Annotated in this window: 10 protein-coding genes and 1 pseudogene; 4 read left to right on the forward strand and 7 right to left on the reverse strand. The window is 74.3% G+C overall.

Annotation, left to right across the window (positions count from 1 at the left end):
• Positions 1–124: 124 nt before the first annotated feature.
• The 7 genes and pseudogenes from eno to CNO22_RS14150 all read right to left on the reverse strand — a co-directional run bounded on the left by eno (position 125) and on the right by CNO22_RS14150 (position 14,615).
• A complete protein-coding gene (gene eno / locus CNO22_RS14120; RefSeq protein ID WP_100499980.1) occupies positions 125–1,414 on the reverse strand; it encodes a phosphopyruvate hydratase in 1,290 nt (429 codons plus the stop codon).
• A gap of 1,299 nt (positions 1,415–2,713) precedes the next feature.
• A pseudogene (locus tag CNO22_RS29055) lies at positions 2,714–3,406 on the reverse strand (DUF222 domain-containing protein); the annotation flags it as partial.
• A gap of 456 nt (positions 3,407–3,862) precedes the next feature.
• A complete protein-coding gene (locus CNO22_RS14130) occupies positions 3,863–4,777 on the reverse strand; it encodes a MazG family protein (protein WP_100499982.1) in 915 nt (304 codons plus the stop codon).
• Positions 4,778–4,781: 4 nt separating this feature from the next.
• Positions 4,782–5,774: a peptidyl-prolyl cis-trans isomerase gene (locus CNO22_RS14135; protein ID WP_198588322.1), complete on the reverse strand. Its 993-nt coding sequence runs from the start codon at positions 5,772–5,774 to the stop codon at positions 4,782–4,784.
• A 119-nt stretch (positions 5,775–5,893) separates the two neighbouring features.
• On the reverse strand, positions 5,894–9,436 hold the full coding sequence (gene mfd / locus CNO22_RS14140; RefSeq protein WP_198588323.1) for a transcription-repair coupling factor: 3,543 nt from the start codon (positions 9,434–9,436) through the stop codon (positions 5,894–5,896).
• A 189-nt stretch (positions 9,437–9,625) separates the two neighbouring features.
• Entirely contained in the window at positions 9,626–13,462 is a 3,837-nt protein-coding gene (locus tag CNO22_RS14145) for a PKD domain-containing protein (RefSeq protein WP_100499984.1), read from the reverse strand.
• Between the two features lie 328 nt (positions 13,463–13,790).
• Positions 13,791–14,615: a hypothetical protein gene (locus tag CNO22_RS14150; protein WP_100499985.1), complete on the reverse strand. Its 825-nt coding sequence runs from the start codon at positions 14,613–14,615 to the stop codon at positions 13,791–13,793.
• A gap of 346 nt (positions 14,616–14,961) precedes the next feature.
• On the opposite strand from CNO22_RS14150, the gene CNO22_RS14155 reads away from it, so the two are divergent.
• The 4 genes from CNO22_RS14155 (at position 14,962) to CNO22_RS14170 (ending at position 20,461) form a co-directional block, all read left to right on the forward strand.
• Positions 14,962–15,975, forward strand: a complete 1,014-nt coding sequence (locus CNO22_RS14155) for a sulfite exporter TauE/SafE family protein (protein WP_100499986.1) — start codon at positions 14,962–14,964, stop codon at positions 15,973–15,975.
• A gap of 171 nt (positions 15,976–16,146) precedes the next feature.
• Positions 16,147–17,814 (forward strand): Wzz/FepE/Etk N-terminal domain-containing protein, encoded by a 1,668-nt coding sequence (locus CNO22_RS14160; RefSeq protein WP_100499987.1) that lies wholly within the window; start codon positions 16,147–16,149, stop codon positions 17,812–17,814.
• A gap of 65 nt (positions 17,815–17,879) precedes the next feature.
• Positions 17,880–19,250: an O-antigen ligase family protein gene (locus CNO22_RS14165; RefSeq protein WP_198588324.1), complete on the forward strand. Its 1,371-nt coding sequence runs from the start codon at positions 17,880–17,882 to the stop codon at positions 19,248–19,250.
• Positions 19,247–20,461 (forward strand): hypothetical protein, encoded by a 1,215-nt coding sequence (locus CNO22_RS14170; protein WP_100499988.1) that lies wholly within the window; start codon positions 19,247–19,249, stop codon positions 20,459–20,461. The genes CNO22_RS14165 and CNO22_RS14170 overlap by 4 nt, the downstream gene beginning before the upstream one ends.
• Positions 20,462–20,473: the final 12 nt, after the last annotated feature.

Below are 20,473 nucleotides of genomic sequence, written 5' to 3' on the forward strand. Positions count from 1 at the left end.
GGCCGGCACGGGGCGGGACGCCGCACCCGACAGCGGCCGCCCGGTGGCGCGCCGACGTCCGGACGGCGCGGCGCCCGGCCCGCCGCGGTGGCCGCGCGCCGCGCTCACGGGCGGGCGCGACCGGTCACTCGCCGGCCGCCGCGCCCAACCGCGGGAAGGCGGCCGCACCGGCGTACCGGGCGGCGTCGTCCAGCTCCTCCTCGATGCGCAGCAGCTGGTTGTACTTCGCGACGCGCTCGCTGCGCGCCGGCGCACCGGTCTTGATCTGCCCGCAGTCGGTGGCGACGGCGAGGTCGGCGATCGTGGTGTCCTCGGTCTCGCCCGAGCGGTGGCTCATCATGCTGCGGTAGCCGTTGCGGTGCGCCAGGTTCACCGCGTCCAGCGTCTCGGTGAGCGTGCCGATCTGGTTGACCTTGACCAGCAGCGCGTTGGCCGCCCCGCGGGCGATGCCGTCGGCCAGCCGCGTCGGGTTGGTGACGAACAGGTCGTCGCCGACCAGCTGCACGCGGTCGCCGAGCGCGGCGGTCAGCGCGATCCAGCCGTCCCAGTCCTCCTCGGACAGCGGGTCCTCGATCGAGACGATCGGGTAGGCGTCGACCAGGCCGCGGTAGTAGTCGGTGAGGTACTCCGCCGAGCGGGTCTGGCCCTCGAAGTCGTAGCCGCCGTCGGTGTGGAACTCGGTCGCGGCCACGTCGAGCGCGAAGGCGATGTCGCGGCCGACGGTGTAGCCGGCCTTCTCGACGGCCTCGCCGATCAGGTCGAGCGCGTCGCGGTTGCTCGGCAGGTCGGGGGCGAAGCCGCCTTCGTCGCCCAGGCCGGTGGACAGGCCGCGGCCCTTCAGCACCGACTTGAGCGCGTGGTAGGTCTCGGTGCCCATGGCCAGCGCCTCGGCGAAGGTGGGGGCGCCGATCGGGGCGATCATGAACTCCTGGACGTCGACGTTGCTGTCGGCGTGGGCGCCACCGTTGAGGATGTTCATCATCGGCACGGGCAGCAGGTGCGCCGAGGGGCCGCCGACGTAGCGGAACAGCGGCAGCCCGGCGGACTCGGCGGCGGCCTTGGCCACCGCGAGGCTCACGCCGAGGATCGCGTTGGCGCCCAGGCGCTCCTTGTTCGGCGTCCCGTCGAGGTCGAGCAGCCGCTGGTCGACCAGCCGCTGCTCGCTGGCGTCGTAGCCGACCAGCTCGGGGCCGATGACGTCGAGCACGTTGTCGACGGCCTTGGTCACGCCCTTGCCGGCGTAGCGCTCACCGCCGTCGCGGAGCTCCACCGCCTCGAAGGCGCCGGTGGAGGCACCGCTGGGCACGGCAGCCCGCGTGATCGTCCCGTCGTCGAGGGCGACCTCGACCTCCACGGTGGGGTTTCCGCGCGAGTCGAGGATCTCCCGCGCGCCTACGGCGTCGATGCTGGGCACGGGGGTCAGCCTAGCGACGCCCGGGCGGGCCGCTCACCTGCCGCGCGCCAGCCACCGCGGCCCCGGCCCCTGGCCGCTCGCACGCCCGCCCCCTCAGACGGTATGGGGGCTGGGGCCCCGCCACGAATGATCGTGGGTTGCCGCGCAGGGGGCGGCCCTGGCGGTAGAGCCACAGGCGTGGGAGGCCCCAGTGATTGGTCAGCGTACGAGTGTCGGACTGGATGTTCATGCCAGCCGGGTGCCTGGTGCTTGAGCCGGTGGTGGTGCTCGCACAGGCAGCACAGCATTGGATGCCCTGGTGGGGCGCGCGTTCAGCGCTGAAAATGCTGCTTGGGTCGCCCGCCGACGCCGGTCAACCTTGATCGTGGGAGGTCGTAGCACAGCAGGGCGCGGGGGGCCGTGCCGTGGGCGCTTCAGTGTCGCTTCGAGCACGCGGACTATCGGGCCGATCTGGTCGTCGAGCGCAGCGCGGAGAAGCAGCGGGTGGAGAAGCTGCTCGAAGACGCCCAGATCAAGCTGTCGTCGGTGGCCAGCAAGCTCTTCGGGTCTCCGGGCGGCAGTCGCCCGGGTCGCCGCGTGTGACTTCGCCCGGACCCGACCCGGGACGCCCGGCCGCGCCCGAGCCGCTGGTGGCGTCTGCCCGTCCCCGACCCATTTTCGGATCAGGTTGTGGTGCGCGGTGGGCCCGTCGGGCCAGCGGCGGCGGTGGTCGATGTCGCAGGAGCGGGCGCGGGCGCGGCAGCCGGGGAAGCGGCAGCTCTGGTCGCGCAGCCTGACGAACCGGTCGAGCTCGGCGCCCGGGTCGTGGTCGTCGCTCGGCGGCGGCGGGCCGAGGGCGGCGCCGCGGCGCAGGCCCGCGGCGTCGGTGAGCGCGACCAGGCTGCCGCGCAGCTGGTCGACGATCGCGATGTGCGGGTGGTGTGCCAGGCCGGTGCCGGCGATGTCCCGGACGCCGATGAGGTCACCCAGGTCGAGCACCGAGCGCAGCTCGCCGTCGGTCCACACGCCGTCCTCGATCGCCTGCCGGGCGCCGGCCAGGCCCTCGCGCACCGCGGCTTGGTGGCGCTCCGCGGCCAGGGCCATCCACTCCGCCAGCGGGCGGTCGGCCACCGGCGTGGGCTCGGGTGCGGGGACTCCGGGCGGACGGGCCGGTGGACCTGCTCCCCGCGGGCCCTCGCCCGCCGCGGTCGGTGGATGCGCGCCGTCGCCGGACTCTCCGGTCGGGGCGGTCGCACCGTCCTCGGGCAGGTCGTCGAGGTCCGGTGCTGGGCGTGCCAGCAGCCCGAAGGTGTAGGCCAGCTCGCGGACCATCTCCGCCGGCACCAGGTACCCGTCGACCTGGCCGGGCTCGGTGCCGCCGAGCATCGTCTCCAGGGTGGCCACCAGCGTCAGCGCGATGGTGACCGGCGGCAGCCCGTGCTCGTCGGGGTGCAGCACCAGGTCGCACAGCACGTCGGCCATCCGCTGCTGCTTGGTCCGCTCGTCGCCGTCGACCCGCAGCTGCTCGGCGTAGGCCTCCAGCCGCCGGTAGACCGCCGCCGCGACCGGCGTCGGCAGGTCGACGGCGACCGTGCTGGTGCCATCGCGCCGGTCGTGCACGCGCACGCCGCGCTCCCGGATCGCCGCGACCAGCCTGCGGCCGGCCGCCTCGGCGTCCCGGCGGAGCACGATCCGCCGCGCACTGTCGCCCAGCTGCGGCGGCGTCTTGTCCTTGAGCAGCCCGAGGACGTGCGCCTCGATGTCGGCGCGCAGCGCGTCGTCGCGCACCGGCCCGACGGTGTTGACCATCTGCCGGGCGTGCGCCGGACTCAGTTCGCCTCGGGACAACAGCCGCAGGGTCAGCGGCAACCGCTCGGCGAGCACCACCGACTCGGCCAGCTGCGCGGTGGCCGCCGGACCGCTGATCCGCAACGTCGGCGCCACCTCGTCGACCGCCCACTCGCTCACCTCGCTCAGCGCCGCCGGCCGCGCCGCCTGGGTCGCCGCCGACATCGCCCCGCGTTCCCCGGGCTGCCGGTCGAACGACGCCGCCGGCCGGCAGCGGGCGAACTCCGCCAGCGACGTCGCGACCACCGCGGACAGCCGGGCGATCTCCCGCGACGCCGCCGTGGCCCGGGCCAGCGGCCGGGCACCGGCGGCCAGCAGCCGGTCCAGTTCGCTGGCCACAGCCCGACGCGGGCTCGACCTCCCAGCACAGCCCCCAGCGCATCGCCGGGTACACACCGTCGACGACGGCAGAGCCACCACCCTCGACGGCCGACCGCTCCAGCACCGCGGTCAGACCGCGCTCGACAGCCGAAGCACCACCCCGTCCCAGAGCCGCCACGTCGTCGAACACGTGTTCGATCGTAGCGGCTGAACGACCCTCTGGCCAGCTAGAACGAGACTGTGGAGGAGACAGCCTCCTGTGGACGGACGGTTCCGCTCACTGATCGGGCCGGGTGAGGGTCACTCCGCCGCGCGGGACTCCGCCTCGGCGTCGAGCTCCCCGGCGTAGCGGCGGACCGCCTCGCGCAGCGCGTCCTCGACGTCCCAGCCGCGCCCCTCGGCGGCGGTGACGACGGCCAGCAGCCGCTCCCCCAGCTCCTCAGGGCTGACCGAGCCGATCTCGGCCGGCGCGGGCGTGGTCAGGCCGGCGCGGGCCGCGCGGCGCACCAGCGCCGCCCCCCACGACGCCGCGGGCTGCGAGCGGGACACCCCCTCGGTGGGCGAGCGGCGCTGCTTCTCGGCCTTCTTGATCTCCTCCCAGCCCGCCTCGACCTGCGCCACGTCGCGCGGGCCGGCGTCACCGAACACGTGCGGGTGCCGCCGGACGAGCTTGTCGACCAGGTCGCCGGCGACGTCGTCCACGCCGAAGCGCCGGCCGGGCGCCGCCTCCGCGGCGACCCGCGCGTGGAAGACCACCTGCAGCAGCACGTCGCCGAGCTCCTCGCGCATGCCGGCCGGGTCGTCGTCGACGATCGCGTCGTAGGCCTCGTGCGCCTCCTCGAGCAGGTAGCCGCGCAGCGAGGCGTGCGTCTGCTCGGCGTCCCACGGGCAACCCCCGGGCGAGCGCAGCACGTCCATCACCCGGACGACGTCGAGCAACCGGCTGCCGGGCAGCGGCGGGGCGTCGACGACCTCCCCGGCGTCCACCTCGACCCCGGCCGGGACGAGCGCGACGACGCTGTCCGGGCGGGCGGCGGCGGCCGCGACGTCGGGGACGTCGTCCACCGCCCAGCCCTCGGCGCGCAGCGCGTCGGCCGCCGCGGCGGCGCCGGGCAGCGCGACGACCGGCCGGCCACTGGAGACCGCCCGCCAGGCCGCGGGGCCGAGCAGGCCCGGGAGGGCGGGGTGGACGACGACGGCGAGCGCGACGGGCACCCGGTCAGTCTCCGGCAGCCGCCGGCGCGGTGCCGCCCGCCTCCTCCAACAGGTCGACGACCCCGTCGTCGGAGGGGACGATCGCGCCGTCCTCGATGACGCCGTAGCGCGGGTTCACGGTGACGTCGATGCCGGCGCGGACGTCGGCGACCAACTCCTGGGCCGCGGCGTCGGCGTCGGCCCGGGCGGCCTCCTCGAGGTCGGGGCGGACCTCCTCGAAGCTCGGCACGGCGGGCTCGCCGACGAAGACCACCAGGACGCCGGGCAGGTCCGGCACGGTGATCGAGGTGGCGGAGTTCGGCGCCGCGCTGCCCACCACGTCGGCCAGCGGACCGGGCACGTCCTCGGGCGCGCGCGTCGTCACCTCCGGCAGCGTCGCCTGGCCGGGGTACTGCGCGGCGATCGCCGGGTAGGCGGCCGGGTCGGCCTGCAGCGCGGCGACCGCGGCGTCGGCGGCGGCCTGGTCGGGGACGTTGACGTAGCCGAGCCGGACCTGCGCGAGCGACGGCGCCTGCTCCTCGTACGCCGCGCGCAGCTCCTCCTCGCTCGGTACGGCGGCGAGCCCCTCGGACTCGGCGACCCGCTGGCGCAGCAGCTGCTGGCGGACGGTCTCGAAGACGTCGGCCCGCGCCACGCCCTGGGCGGCGGCCTGCGCGTAGACGGTCTCCGGGTCCTCTCCGGCGAGCAGCTCGTCCAGGCGCGCCTGCACGTCACCGTCGTCCACCGTGACGCCGTAGCGCTGCGCCACCCGGTCGTAGAGCTCGGCGGTGACCAGCCGGGTGAGGACCAGGCGGGTGAACTCGTCCTCCCGGCCCGTGGCGGCCTGGGCCAGGGCCGGGTCCTCCAGGCGGGTGCCGACCGCCGTCTGCAGCTCATCGACGGTCACCTGCTCCTCGCCGACGTAGGCGGCCACGCTGGGGTCGCTGCGGCAGCCGGCCACCCCGGCCAGCGCGACCAGGCCCACGGCCAGCGATGCGGTCAGGCGACGCTTCTGCACCAGCGGAGCGTGCCACACCGGCTGTGACCGACGACGCAGGCGCAGGTGACGGCCGTGGGTGGCCCCGTCCCGGGCCCCGCCCTGAGCCTGCGAAGGGTGGGGAGGACGGGGTCCTTGCTTCAGGAGGCCTTCGCGACCGGTTGCTCGAGCAGGGCGGCCAGCAGCGAGTGCAGGTGGTCCAGCAGGGCGACGTCCCGCAGCGGCGTGCGTCGGTCCGGGCCGACCGGCACCTTGAGCGAGATGGTGTCGACGGCGGACTTGTAGGTCGCGCCGTCGGCCAGCCGCGCCAGCCGCATCTGCTTGGACTCCGGCAGCGGCACGGGGCTGATCCGGATCGCCCGGCCCTGCATCGACACCTCGGTGATCCCCCACTGCCGGACGGCGGCGCGGAAACGGGCCACGGCCAGCAGGTTGAGCACCGGCGCCGGCGGGGCGCCGTAGCGGTCGGTGAGCTCGTCGAGCACCGCCTGGGCCTGCTCGTCGGACTGCACCGAGGCCACCTTGCGGTAGGCCTCCATCCGCAGCCGCTCACCGGGCACGTAGTCGTGCGGCAGGTGCGCGTCGACCGGCAGGTCCACCCGGACGTCGGCCGGCTCGGCCGGCGGCTCCTCGCCGGCCAGCTGGGCCCGGTAGTCGGTGACCGCCTCGCCGACCAGCCGCACGTAGAGGTCGAACCCGACGCCGGCGATGTGCCCGGACTGCTCGCCACCGAGCAGGTTGCCCGACCCACGGATCTCCAGGTCCTTCATCGCCACCGCCATGCCGGCGCCGAGGTCGGTGTTGTGCGCGATGGTGGTCAGCCGGTCGACCGAGGTCTCGGTGAGCGGGCGCGAGGGGTCGTAGGTGAAGTAGGCGTACGCCCGCTCCCGGCCACGGCCCACCCGACCGCGGATCTGGTGCAGCTGGGAGAGGCCGAAGGTGTCGGCGCGGTCGACGATCAGCGTGTTGGCGTTCGGGATGTCCAGGCCGGACTCGACGATCGTCGTCGCGACGAGGACGTCGTACTCCTTCTCCCAGAACCCGACCATGATCCGCTCGAGCTCGTGCTCCTTCATCTGCCCGTGGCCGACGGCCACCCGGGCCTCCGGCACCAGGTTGCGGATCTTCGCCGCGGCCTTGTCGATCGACTGCACCCGGTTGTGGATGACGAAGACCTGCCCGTCGCGCAGCAGCTCCCGGCGGATCGCCGCGGCCATCTGCTTGTCGTCCCACGCGCCGACGTAGGTCAGCACCGGGTGCCGCTCCTCCGGGGGCGTGAGGATCGTCGACATCTCACGGATGCCGGTCAGCGACATCTCCAGGGTGCGCGGGATCGGGGTGGCCGACATCGACAGCACGTCGACCGCCGTCCGCATGGTCTTCAGGTACTCCTTGTGCTCGACGCCGAAGCGCTGCTCCTCGTCGACGATGACCAGGCCGAGGTCCTTCCACCGGGTCGTCGGCTGCAGCAGCCGCTGCGTACCGACGAGCACGTCGATCTGCCCGTCGGCGAGCTCGGCGAGGATCTGCCGCGTCTCGGCGTCGGACTGGAAGCGGGAGAGCACCTTCACCGTCACCGGGAACTGCGCGAACCGCTCGGAGAAGGTCTTGAAGTGCTGGTTGGCCAGCAGCGTCGTCGGCACCAGGACGGCGACCTGCTTGCCGTCCTGCACCGCCTTGAACGCCGCGCGGACGGCGATCTCGGTCTTCCCGTAGCCGACGTCGCCGCAGATGATCCGGTCCATCGGGACCGGGTGCTGCATGTCCGCCTTGACCTCGTCGATCGCGGCCAGCTGGTCGGGCGTCTCCTGGAACGGGAAGGCGTCCTCGAGCTCCCGCTGCCAGACGGTGTCCGGGCCGAACGCGTGGCCCTTGGTGGCCATCCGCGCCGAGTAGAGCCGGATCAGCTCCGCGGCGATCTGCTTGACCGCCTTGCGCGCCTGGCCCTTGGTCTTCTGCCAGTCCGCGCCGCCGAGCTTGGACAGCGCCGGGGCCTCGCCGCCGACGTAGCGGGTCAGCTGGTCGAGGGCGTCGGTGGGCATGAACAGCCGGTCCGGCGGCTGGTTCCGCTTGCTGGGTGCGTACTCGACGATGAGGTAGTCGCGCTGCCCGCCGTTGACGGTGCGGCTGACCATCTCGACGTACCGGCCGATGCCGTGGTGCTCGTGGACGACGAGGTCGCCGGGCTGCAGCTGCACCAGGTCGACGGCGTTGCGGCGGCGCGCGGGCATCTTCACCGCGTCGCGCATCGTCGTCCCGCGCTGGCCGGTGAGGTCGTGCTCGGTGAGCAGCGCGAGGCCGACGCCCGGGAACGCGAAGCCGGCCTCCAGGTTGCCCTGGGTGACGTGGGTGAGCCGCGGTTCGGGCGCGGCGGCGACGTCGGGCACCAGCCGGGTGCCGAGGTCGGCCTCGGTGAACTGGTCGGCGGCGCGCTGCGCCGGGCCGGGACCGGCGAAGGTGACGACGACCCGCCAGCCGTCACGGGACCAGGCGCGCAGCTGCTCCACCGCACGCGGGACGTCGCCGGCGAAGCGCTCGACGGTCGTCGCGTCCAGCGTGACGGAGGTGTCGTCGTCCTCGGCCTGGATCGTGAAGGCGCCGGTGCTCCACCACGGCAGGCCGCGCCCGCGGGCGGCGGCCTCCACGTCGGCGAGGTCGCGGAAGGACGACGCACCGAGGTCGATCGGCGCCTCCCCGGCCGCGGCGGCGGTAGCCCACGAGGCGGCGAGGAACTCCTCGGCGGTGCGCACCAGGTCCGCGGCGCGGCTGCGCACCCGCTCGGGGTCGCAGACCAGCACGTGGGTTCCGGCCGGCACGAGGTCGGGGAGGAGCTGGAGGTCCCCCTCGATGAGGGCCGGCGTCAGCGACTCCATGCCCTCGACGGCGATCCCCTCGGCCAGCTTGCCGAGGATCTCCACCAGACCCGGGTGCTCGGCCGCCAGCTCGGCGGCGCGGGCGCGCACCTCGTCGGTGAGCAGCAGCTCGCGGCACGGCGGCGCCCACAGCCGCTCGGGGCGCTCGTCGAGCGAGCGCTGGTCGGCGGCGGAGAAGTAGCGCAGCTCGTCGACCTCGTCGCCCCAGAACTCCACCCGGACCGGGTGCGGCTCGGTCGGCGGGAAGACGTCGAGCAGCCCACCGCGGACGGCGAACTCGCCGCGCTTCTCCACCAGCTCCACGCGGGTGTAGGCGGCGTCGGCCAGCGCGCGGGCGACGTCGTCGAGCTCGGCGGTGTCACCGGGCCGCAGCTCGACCGGCACGAGGTCGCCGAGGCCGGGCGCCAGGGGCTGCAGCACGCTGCGCACCGGCGCGACCAGGACGTCGATCGCCCCGTTGACGCCCGGGTGGGTCAGGTCGCGCAGCACGGCCAGCCGCCGGCCGACGGTGTCCGCGCGCGGGGAGAGCCGCTCGTGCGGCAGCGTCTCCCAGGCGGGGAAGACCTCGGTGCGCCGGTCGGGCAGGAAGCAGCGCAGCTGGTCGGCGACGGCGTCGGCGTCCCGCTCCCCCGCCGTGACGACGAGGACGGGCACCCCCGCGCCACCCCGGTGCGCGGCGAGCGCGGCCGCGACCAGCGGCTGGACGGACGGCGGTGCGGTCACCGCCAGCTCCGCGTTCCCGGCGGCGGCCACGACGCGGGCCATGCCGGGGTCGGTGAGGACGACGTCGAGCACGCCGCGGAGGGTCACGAAGAGGTCTCCTGAGGTCGGGTGGCCGCACACGGCGCGCCGGGTGCGCGGGGGGCCGGACCTCCAGGTTAGTCCCGCCGCGACCGCCCCGCCGCCGTCCCCGGAGGGGACCGGAGTGCCCTGGGACCGGTCAACGCGACGGCCCCCACGCCGGATCACCCGACGTGGGGGCCGTCCCTGCTCTCCGCGTCAGCCGGCCGGTGCGAGGACGACCGTGAACACCGTGGCCCGGCTGCTGGCGGTGGGCACCGTGGCGGTCAGCCCGCCCACCTGGCCACCTGCCACGGCCGTGCCGCTGTCGGCCACCAGCGTGGCCACGTCACCGTTGCCGGCACCGGCGATGTTGCTGCGCTCGGTGAGCTCGGCCGGGGGCACGAACTGCCGAGCGGTGGGGGCCTTGTCCGACCAGACGGACAGCACCCAGGCGCCGGCCGGCGCCGTGGCCGTCGGTGTGGTGTGCGACGTGCCCCCCGTGCTGGCCGCACCGGTCACGGAGGCGACCGGGTCGATGGCCGTGCCGCCGTAGGCCATCAGCTGCAGCGTGACCGCGGAGGAGACGGGGAGCGACACGGTCACCGCCGACCCGGCGTCGGAGGCCACGGCCACCCGGGAGAAGACCTGGGTGGTCATCTTCCCGTCGTCGGTCTGCGTGGCCTCCAGCTCCCAACCGGCCGGGGCCGTGCCGGTCGCCGCCGAGTTGGTGGACAGCACGAGCACCAGCCCGTCACCGGCCCGGACCGCCTCCGGCACGTCGACCGACACGGCGGTCACCGGCCGGGCAGCGGTGCCCGCCGACCCGCGCAGTCCGATCCCCGCCGCCACGGGCGCCGCCGCGACGGTCACCGTGGCCGTGCTGGTGCCGGTCGCGCCGGCGCCGTCGGTCACGGTGAGGCTCACCGTGTACTCCCCGGCCGCGGCGTAGGTGTGCTCCACCGCCGCCTCGGTGCTGGTGGTCCCGTCGCCGAGGTCCCATGCATAGGACGCCACGGAGCCGTCGGCATCGGTCGAACCGCTCCCGTCGAACGAGCAGGTCAGCTCGGCGCAGGTGGAGGAGATGACCGCCTCCGGTGCCCGGTTCGGCGGCGGCGCAGGGGTGTCCTCCACCGGGGCCGGCGCCGCGGTCCCGGGTGCGAGGACCACCGTCAGCATCGTCGCCCGGCTGCTGGCCACGGGGACGGTCGCGGTGAGGCCGCCGACCCGCCCGGCCGGTACCGGCCCGTTGTCGGCCACCAGCGTGGCCACGTCACCGGTGCCCGAGCCCGCGAGGTTGCTCCGCTCGGTCACCCCGGCCGGGGCCACGAACCGGCGCGCCGACGGGCCCTTGTCCGACCAGATCGACACCACCGTGCTGCCCGCGGCCGCCTCGGCGGTCGGCGTGGTGTGCGACGTGCCGCTGCCATCCGTCGCCCCGGTCACCGACGCCACCGGGCCGGACGTCGCCGTCCCGGAGTACGCCAGCACCTGCAGCGACACCGCCGCCGACTGGTTCAACGGCACCGTCACCGTCGAGCCGGCGTCCTCGGCGGAGGCCACCCGGGAGAACACCTGGGTGGTCATCGCCGTGGCCGCCCGCTGCTCCCCGGCCGACGTCCAGCCCGCGGGAGCGGTACCGGTCGCTGCCGAGTTGGTCGACAGGACGAGCACCAGGCCGTCACCGGCCCGCACCGACTCGGGCACGTCCACGGACACCGCCGTCGCCGGCCGCGCCGTCGTGCCCGCGGAGCCCCGCAGGGCGATCCCCGTCGCTCCGGCGGGGGGCGCTGCGACCTGCACCGTCTGCGTCGACGTGGCCGACGCACGGTGGTCGTCGGTCGCCGTAAGCGCAACCTGGTAGGAGCCTCCGGCACTGAACGAGTGCGTGGTGCGGGCGCCGGTCGCGGTCGCACCGTTCCCGAAGTCCCACCGCCACTCGCTGATGGAACCGTCGGCGTCGGTCGAGGCGCCGGCGTCGAACGAGCAGGTCAGGTCCACGCACTCGGCGGTGAACTGCGCGGTCGGCGCCTGGTTGGCGCGCGGGCCGAGGAAGACCGCCCAGGCCCGCCAGTCGCGGCCGTCCTTGGCCGGCCCGCTGACGACCACGGGGGCGCCGCTCAGCACGCCGTTGGCCAGCTTCGTCCGGGTCAGGTCGCCGTTCGCCGCGTTGACGACGTAGAGCTGCTCGCCGGACAGGAAGATCCCGCCGGGGTTCGCCACGCCGGTGTTGCCCGCGACGAAGCGGTCCTCGGACACGACGCCGCTGTCGACCGAGAAGTAGCGGTAGTACAGCCGGGGGTCATTGCTGCGGGTGAAGTAGAGCCGGCCGTCGGAGTAGGCCATGCCGGAGACCCCGGACAGGCCGTGGTAGAAGCTCGGCAGGGCGCCGCGATAGGTGCCGTAGCTGACGCCGTTGCGCGAGCCCACGGAGACGTTGCTCCACACCGGGTCGTTGTACGGGTCGATCTGGCTGGCCCGCCCCAGGGTCTTGCCGTCGAAGCTGCGGCGGAACAGGTGGTAGACCCCGCCGGTCCCCGGATAGCCGTAGTACAGGGTGCCGTCGACGACGAAGGCGCCGCGAACCAGGTCCCACCTCGTGCCGTCCGCGGCCAGCGGCACGTCGGCGGCCGCCCTCGTCCCGTCGAAGAACCGGCTGAGGGCTCCGTTGATCGGCAGCCGGCTGCCCGGGCTGCGCCCGGCGAGGAAGACGTCGGAGGGCAGCTTGCCGGTCACCTCCTTCGGCAGCGCGTACCCACCGGCGAGCGGGAAGTGGCCCAGCCGCGGCCGGAGGTGGGTGTAGTTGCCGAAGTGCTTCGTGTCCATGCCGACGTAGAGGCCCGATGCGGTGGTCAGCAGCGCCTCGGCGCCGATGCCGCGGGGGTTGCGCCCCGGGTTCCAGGCCAACGGCATGCCGGTGCGCGCGTCCAGCGCGGCGATGCCCGGCCGCGGCACGGCCCCCGCCTTGGCCGAGTCCACGCCCAGGGGGTTGTTCAGCCAGCGCTGGTGGCCACCGATGTAGGTGACGGCGTCGGACGCCGCAACCGAGTGCAGCGTGTCCCCGCCGGTGACCGCGACCCACCGCGGCTCGACGGCCTGGCCGGTGGAGGAGCTGTCGAACCGCGCTGCGGCGTCGCAGAGCGTGCCGAGGTACCCGGAACCGCCCGTCGCCACGATGACGAAGTGGCTGCCGTCGGGGGCGTAGTCGACCTCACGGACGTAGGAGTCGAAGCCGTTCGCGTGGCACGCCGGCTCGTAGCGGGTGGTCCGCCAGTTCGGGTCCACCAGCGCGCCGCCGGCCCGCAGCAGGATCGACACGACCTGGTCGCGGATCAGCCCGTCGGCCCGCGTGAAGTTGCCGATGGCCACCAGCCGGGAGCCGTCGGGTGACAGCGCGAGGTCCCGCACGCCGACCGGGGCGCGAGCGGTCCCGCGCGGGTAGTTGTGGTTGCCCAGGACGTCGACGCCCATGTAGGGGTCCACGGCAGCCGTGTTGGGGTCGACCGTGGCCAGGCCCCCGTGCGCGACGCCCTGGACGGCGTTGAAGACCCCGCCCACGAACAGCCGTCCCCCGGAGAAGGCCAGGTCGTTGACGGCGCCGTTGATCCCGCTGGGGGCGAACGTGGCCACCCGCGCGCCGGTGGCCAGCGAGACCCGGGTCAGGTTGCGGGAGACGGCCCCGTTGACGGTCGAGAACGTGCCGCCCAGGAAGACCGTGCCGTCGGGGCCGGGCTCCACCGCGTTGACGAGGCCGTCGAGCTGGACCCGGAACGACCGGTCGATGGCGCCGGTGGCGCGGTCGAAGGCGAGGACCGAGCGCTGGTTCCAGGCGGCGCTCCCGTTGGCCGCCGCGTCCTGGGCCCGGGTGAAGTCGCCGACGACCACGATCCGGTTCCCGACCTCGGCGAGGTCGAGCACCTTGTTGTCGAGCACGTGCGGTGTCCGCGCGTCGGGCGTCGCCGTCGGCAGCACCGCCCCCTGGGCCACGGCGGCGGACGCCGTCCCGGTCGTCACCGTCAGCGTCGCCACGATGGCCGCGACGACCATCGCGCACATCGATCGCCAGAGTGTCTTCATTCCCCGTGCGTCCCTCCGCATGGAGGGGCTCCCCCCGTGATCACGAGCCCCCGTCGCCGGACGGCAGCATCACAGAGAGTTGCGACGGCACCCCAGCAGACCGCGGCTGTTTGATCCGATCGAGTGGCTCAGCAGCGGCGATGACGGACAGTTGCATCACTCGGCGTCATCGGAGCGCTACAGGAGGTGCTTCGCGGCGCTCTCTCGCGGCCGGGAAGGCGGCTCGTCCTCGCCCGTGCAGGCATCGACGGACGTGGCGCTGCGCTCGGCGGACGCCGAGGACGCCGGATGGTTCCTGTGACCGAGCCTACGGCCGGCAACCGCGGGCCGCGACGTCCCGCCACGCCTGCCGGGAGGCGTCGTCGGTCAACGCCCAGCTCCCGCGCGGGCCCGGTCCCTGCCAGTACATCCACATGGTGATGCGCGGGTGCTCGGCGATCCACGCGGCATCCTGGCGGATCGCTGCCGCGCGCGCCGCCTCCCGGGCCGGCCTGGACGTCTCACCGGGACGGAGGGCGTACTGGCCGTACTCCACGATGAGGAGCGGCAGCCCGGTGGGCTCCATGACGCCGTACCAGTGACGGAACGAGGCGCTGGCGGTCATCGGCTCGGGGTCGACGCCGTACCAGTCGAGCCCGACGAAGTCGGCGTACTCCTCACCCGGCCACCAGGCAGCCGGGTCACCGACGTAGTGGTCCGGTGCGGTCGGATCCCACCAGTAGGCCATGTACACCGGGCCCCACCGGATGGTCGCGTTGGCCTCCTCGACCACCGTGTGGACGTGCCGGTGGAACGCGACGAACTCGGCCGCGGTCATGTCGTTCTCGGGCTCGTGGAAGGCAGTCGCGAACACACCGGTCGAAGGCACGCTGCGCGCCCAGGCGACGATCTGTCGGTCGTAGCGACCCGCCGCCGCACCACGGTGGTCCCCGCCGGGTGGCTTCCAGGAGACGAAGGAGCGCACCCCGGACGCGGCGTCCCCGGACGCAGCGGATCCCGCGAAGTCGACGGGCAACGAGCTGTCGAAGCTCCGCCGGATCGTCAGCGGACCCATGACCTGGTCGGCCTCGGCGAACGACCGGCCCAGTGGACGGCCGGGCCCCTCGGAGGGGGTCCAGACCCCGACCGCCAAGCACCGGAGCCCGAATCCCGACGCATCAGGCCTCGGCGACGGTGCGGTGGCGCAATTGGGCACGAGGCCCACGAGGACGGCCACGGCGAGCGCCAGCAGGCGGCAGCCGGCCCCACCCCGCCCCATGTGAACTCCTCGCTTCGTCACTCGCCCACGTCCGGCTCCACTGCGCCACGGACCGGCGCTCACCGGCCGGTGGACGCTACGCGCCCCGGCGGGTGCCGGACGGCCGGGCGCGGGGGACTGCTCCGAACGGGTGAGCACAGCCGGCGCCGTGGGATTCGCGACCGGCGCCTGGCCCTACCGTCGAACACCAGTCGAGTACGCGCAGCAACCGGGGGAACGCGTGGATCTTCAGCTCACTCTCGTCCTTGCCGGGCTGGTGATCGGCGTGGTCGTGGGGATGACGGGCATGGGTGGCGGCGCCCTGATGACGCCGGCGCTCGTCCTCTTCTTCGGCGTGCCCCCGCTGGCCGCGGTCTCCAGCGACCTCGTGGTCTCGGCCGTCATGAAGCCGATCGGCGGCGGCGTGCACCTCCGCCGCGGCACCGTCGACCTCCGGCTCGTCGGGTGGCTGTGCCTCGGCTCGGTACCGAGTGCGTTCGCCGGCGTCCTCGTGTCCCGTGCACTCGGCTCCGGCCTCGGCGTCCAGGAGTGGACGAAGACGGCGCTCGGCGTCGCGCTGCTCCTGGCCGCCGTGGGACTGATCATCCGGGCCTACCAGGAACTGGGCGCACGCGGGCGTCGAGCGGCACGTCGAGCGGGGCACCTGCCGCCGCTCCTCGGAGAGCAGCTCCCGGCGACCGGGTACCGGATCCGTCCCCTGGCGACCGTGCTCGTGGGTGTGGTCGGCGGCCTCGTCGTGGGCATGACGTCCGTGGGTTCTGGATCCCTCATCATCATCGCGCTGATGGCCCTGTACCCACGCCTGTCCGCAGCCGGCCTGGTGGGCACCGACCTCGTGCAGGCCGTGCCGCTGGTGGCGTCGGCGGCCGTGGGTCACCTGCTGTTCGGTGACTTCCAGTTCGACCTCACCGTGTCGCTGCTCCTCGGGTGTCTTCCCGGCGTCTACCTGGGCGCACGGATGTCCTCCCGCGCCCCCGCAGGGCTCGTGCGGCGCGCGCTCGCGCTCGTGCTGCTGGCCTCGGGATTGAAGCTCCTGGACCTGTCCGACCTCACGATGGTGACCGTGCTGGCGGTGGTCGTCGTCGCCGGACCCGTCCTGTGGATGCTCGCCCGGCAGCGCCACGGCCTGCCCGCGCGGGCGCGGATCCTCACGCAGGCCTGGGCACGCCGGGGATCGCGCGACGGCCGGGAGCGGCCCGTCGAGCAGCTGTCCGAACCCACGGCGTCCGTCTGACCGCACCGGCGGGGCTCCCTCCTCGGAGTGACCGGCTCACGCTGCACGTGTCGCCGCACGCGCCGGGGGTGGTCGACTCGACCAGCCGGTCCAGCACGACCCGGCAGCGACCGGTGCGAGCGTCCGACCCGGACGCGCACGAGGCCGAGAGCACGAGGGGACCCAGAGGCGATGTACAGCGAGAGCACACCCAGCGCCATGCGCCTTGGCGACTACCTGATGCTGCTGCGTCGACAGTGGGGGACCGTGCTCCTCGGGCTGGCGCTCGGCCTGAGCCTCGCAGGCGGCTACCTGCTCGTCGCGCCGCGCGAGTACACGTCGCAGACGTCGGTCCTCGTGACCGAGACGACCACCGCGGCGAGTGGGACGTCGAACCGGACGAACACCATCAACCTGGACACCGAGGCCCGGCTGGTGACCTCCACGGAGACGGTGACGGCCGCGGCCGACCTGCTCGACCTACCCTCGGACCGGGTCGGCGAGCTGGCCGACCGGGTCACGGTCACCGTGCCACCCAACACGGAGATCCTCACCATCTCCGTCGTCGGCTCCACCGCCGGGGAGGCGCAGGACGGTGCGGAGGCCTTCGCGGAGGCCTACCTCGACGCTCGGCGCGCCACCGCCGAGGCGGGCATGGACGCCGAGTACGAGGCTCTGCAGGGCCGCATCGACGCGGTCTCCGGACAGCTGGAGGACGTCATCGCCGCCGGCAGCCAGCTGGCCGCCGGATCGCCCGAGCGAGCCCGCAACGACCAGCAGGCCGCCTCCCTGAACAGCCAGCTGGCCAACCTGGGCAGCCAGCAGAACGAGGTCCGCGCCTCCGCGCTCTCCCCGGGGCGCGTGGTCACCCGCGCGGCTCTGCCCTCGTCGCCGAGCAGTCCGGACATCCCGGTCACGCTCGGGATCGGCATCGCGCTCGGGCTGCTGCTCGGCCTCGGCGTCGCGACGTGGCGCCACCGCGCCGACGACTGCATCCGCGCCGCGGACGACCTGGCCCGCAGGACGGACGTCCCCGTCATCGCCGTGCTGGACCAGCCGCTCCGCGCCGGCGAGGTGGCGATCGTGCCGCCGACCAGCCCGGACGCCCGCGCCTACGCCCGGCTGCGCAACGTGGTGACCGCCGAGCTACAGCAAGGCGCCCGGCGTGTGGTGCTCGTGGCCGGCGTGCACGGTGGTGGCGGCCCCGTGGCGGCCAACCTCGCGACGTCCCTCGCCCGCGCCGGCGAGGACGTGTTCCTGCTCTGCGCCGACGCCTTCGGCGGCACGGCCGAGACCCTGACCGGCGGACGGCCGACGGCCGGCCTGGCGGAGGTGCTCGCCGGTGAGCGGGAGGTCGACGAGGTCGCGCGGCAGCTCCCCGGCGTCCCCTCCCTGCGGGTGCTGGGCCCCGGACGCGACCCCGACCGGGCCGACTCCGTGCTCCAGACCCGCGGGCCCCGGAAGCTCGTCGACCGGTTGCTGGAGCGGGCTGCCTACGTCGTCATCGAGGCGCCGTCGACGGCGGGCGGCACCGACGCGCAGTCGCTGGCGGATCTCGCCGAGCTCGCGGTCATCGTCGTCGAGGCCGGCCGGACCACCGCTCGCGAGGTCACTGACGCGGTTTACCAGTTCCAGTCGATGCACCGGTCCGTCCTCGGCGCCGTCCTCGGCCGCTCCACCGGTGACGGCGGCACCGCGCCGCGCCGCGGCGCACCGCTGGACCGCCCGGGCGCTCCGGCGGTCCCCGGGCCGGAGGCCGGCACGGACGGCCCCGCAGGCGACGGCGGACCCGAGCGGCGTCGGGCCGTGACGGCCGGCCCGGTGGGCTGGCCGACGCCGCCCAGCAGCACCGTGCGATGAGCCCGGCGCTGCCCGCGCCGACGCTCGCGTCGGCCGACCGGGGGTCGGGTGCCTCGGAACGCCCGATGTCCCGGCACCCGGGCTGGCCGCTGACGGCCCTGCTCACCCTCTATCCGCTGTGGTGGCTGCTGGGCATGGGGACGCTGATCGTCTTTGTGCTCGTCCTCCCGATGGTGCTGCACCTGTGGCGCCGCCGGCGCATCGTCGTCCCCCCGGGTTTCGGGCTCTGGCTGCTCTTCCTCGCCTGGGTGGTCGCGAGCACGGCGTTCCTCGGCATGAACCCGCCGGGCACCCTGCCCGACACCGTGTCCGGCCGGATCGTGTCCGTGGGCTTCAATCTCGCCGGGTACCTGTCGGCGACCATCGTGCTGCTCTACGCGGGCAACCTGTCCGAGACCGAGTTCCCCCGGCGTCGACTGGTGCGGCACCTCGGCGGGCTGTTCGTCGTCGTGGTCGCCGGTGGCCTGCTGGGCACGTTCGCGCCCACCTTCGACGTCACGTCCCCGGTCGAGCTCCTGCTGCCCGACTCCGTCGCGGAAGACGTCTTCGTCCAGAGCCTGGTGCACCCGACGGCCGCGCAGCTGCACGAGGTCCTCGGCTACCAGTCGCCCCGCCCGTCGGCGCCGTTCGGGTTCACCAACACCTGGGGCCACTGCTTCGCCCTGCTGCTCGGCTGGTTCCTGATCAGCCACATGTCGGCCGGGCACACGCGCCGGCGTGCAGCCGGCCTGGTGGTCCTCCTCCTCGCCGCCATCCCCGTCGTCTACTCGCTCAACCGCGGCCTGTGGCTCGGCCTGGGGCTTGCCCTGGGCGTCGCCGCCGTCCGGCTCGCGCGCCGCGGGCGCTTCGCCGTCATCACGGGGCTCGTCGCCGCGCTGTCCCTGACGGCCGTCCTGCTGACCGCGTCACCGTTGGGGGCCATGGTCCAGGCCCGTCTGGACAACGGGCACAGCAACGACATCCGCACGTTCACCACCCAACGGACCCTCGAGGTGCTCGCCCACTCCCCCGTCATGGGCTTCGGCTCGACCCGGGCCGCCCTGGGCAGCAGCAACTCGATCGTTGTCGGCTCCGATGCGGACTGCCGGCGGTGCGGCAACCCGACCCTGGGCAGCAACGGACAGGTGTGGCTGCTCCTCATCGCCCAGGGGATCGGCGGGACAGCCCTCTACGTCGGCTTCCTCCTCCGGTCCCTGTGGGCCTACCGGCGGGACCGAACGCCCATCGGCGACGGCGGGCGGCTGGTCCTGGTCCTGTCGCTGGCCTTCATGCTCGTCTACAACGCCCTGACCATGCCGCTGGTCATCACCTTCCTGTCGATCGCCCTGATGTGGCGCCAGCAGCGGGACGAGCCCGCGCGCCCAGCGGAGATCTCGCGCCGGGCGCCGGCGTCCCGACCCGTCCTGCTCGCCGGACAGACGAGGAGCCCGGCGTGAGCGACGAACGACTGGCCCACCTGCGGGACGTCGGGCAGCTCCTCTGGCCGTCCCCCATCGAGATGCGCATCACCACCGCGTCCCCCTCCTCGAACAGCGGGGACCGCGAGTACCTGCTGCTGCCCAGCCGCCACCGGCCGCGGATGCTGGTGCCCCACGGGCAGCCCCGCGCAGCGGCGGGAGCGCTCCGCCGGTACGGCGTCGGACGGGGGCGGACCGCCCGCTGGGCGGCGGCCTTCCTCTCCACCGCATCGGCGCTCGGCATCGTGCCGCTGCTCGCGCGCGATCGCGTCGTCCTGCACCGCCCCGACGGCCCCACGGCCTCCATCGAGGACCACCTCGCCGACGTCCTCGGCCGGGAACTCTTCGTCAGCATGTACCTGAGCACCGCGAGGGCCAACCGCAAGCCGGTCCTGCAGGTGCTGGACAGCCGCGGCCGCACGCTGGCCTACGTCAAGGTGGGCGTGGACCCGCTGACCAGCCGCCTGGTGCGTGACGAGACCGCGGCACTCACCGCTCTCGCAGCCACCGACCTGCGGGGTCTCACCGTGCCGACGGTCCTCCACCAGGGCTGCTGGAACGGCTTGGAGCTGCTGGTCCAGGCCGCACTGCCGGTGGACAACCGGCGGCGCCGGCCCTCGCCGCACGAGGTCTCGAGCGCGCAGATCGAGGTCGCCGCCATCGGACGCTCGGAGGCCACCGCGCTCGCCGGCACGGCCTACTGGTCCGCCCTGACCCAGAGGATCGGCCGGATGCCGGAGACGCCGGCCGGCGAACGCCTCGCCGAGCTGACGCACCACCTCGCCGAGGGGATGGGCGATGTCGCACTGCCCCTTGGCGCCTGGCACGGCGACTGGACACCGTGGAACACGGCTCGAGGGCGCGGCGGGCGGCTCCTGGTCTGGGACTGGGAGCGCTTCGGGTCCTCCGTCCCCGCGGGTTTCGACGCGCTGCACTGGGCACTGCAGACGGACCTGGTGACCCGGCAGTCGGACCCGCTGCTCTCCGCGCAGCACTGCACGTCGTCCGCTGCCGGCCTGCTCGAGCCCTTCGGCCTCGACGCCACCCAGGCCCGGGCCACCGCCGTCACCTATCTAGCCGACCTCGCCGCCCGCTATCTCGCTGACAGGCAGGACGCGGCCGGAGCGCGGCTGGGAGACGTCACGACCTGGTTGCTGCCGGCGATCTCCTCGGGCCTCGCCCGCAACTGACCCGAACCACCC

This window comes from Geodermatophilus chilensis (assembly GCF_002802985.1).
Lineage (GTDB): Bacteria > Actinomycetota > Actinomycetes > Mycobacteriales > Geodermatophilaceae > Geodermatophilus > Geodermatophilus chilensis.

Excerpts from the sequence above, each read along its gene's own strand:
- CNO22_RS14145 (WP_100499984.1), bottom strand. The coding sequence starts at position 13,462 with ATGTGCGCGATGGTCGTCGCGGCCATCGTGGCGACGCTGACGGTGACG.
- CNO22_RS14165 (WP_198588324.1), top strand. The coding sequence starts at position 17,880 with ATGTCCCGGCACCCGGGCTGGCCGCTGACGGCCCTGCTCACCCTCTAT.
- CNO22_RS14160 (WP_100499987.1), top strand. The coding sequence starts at position 16,147 with ATGTACAGCGAGAGCACACCCAGCGCCATGCGCCTTGGCGACTACCTG.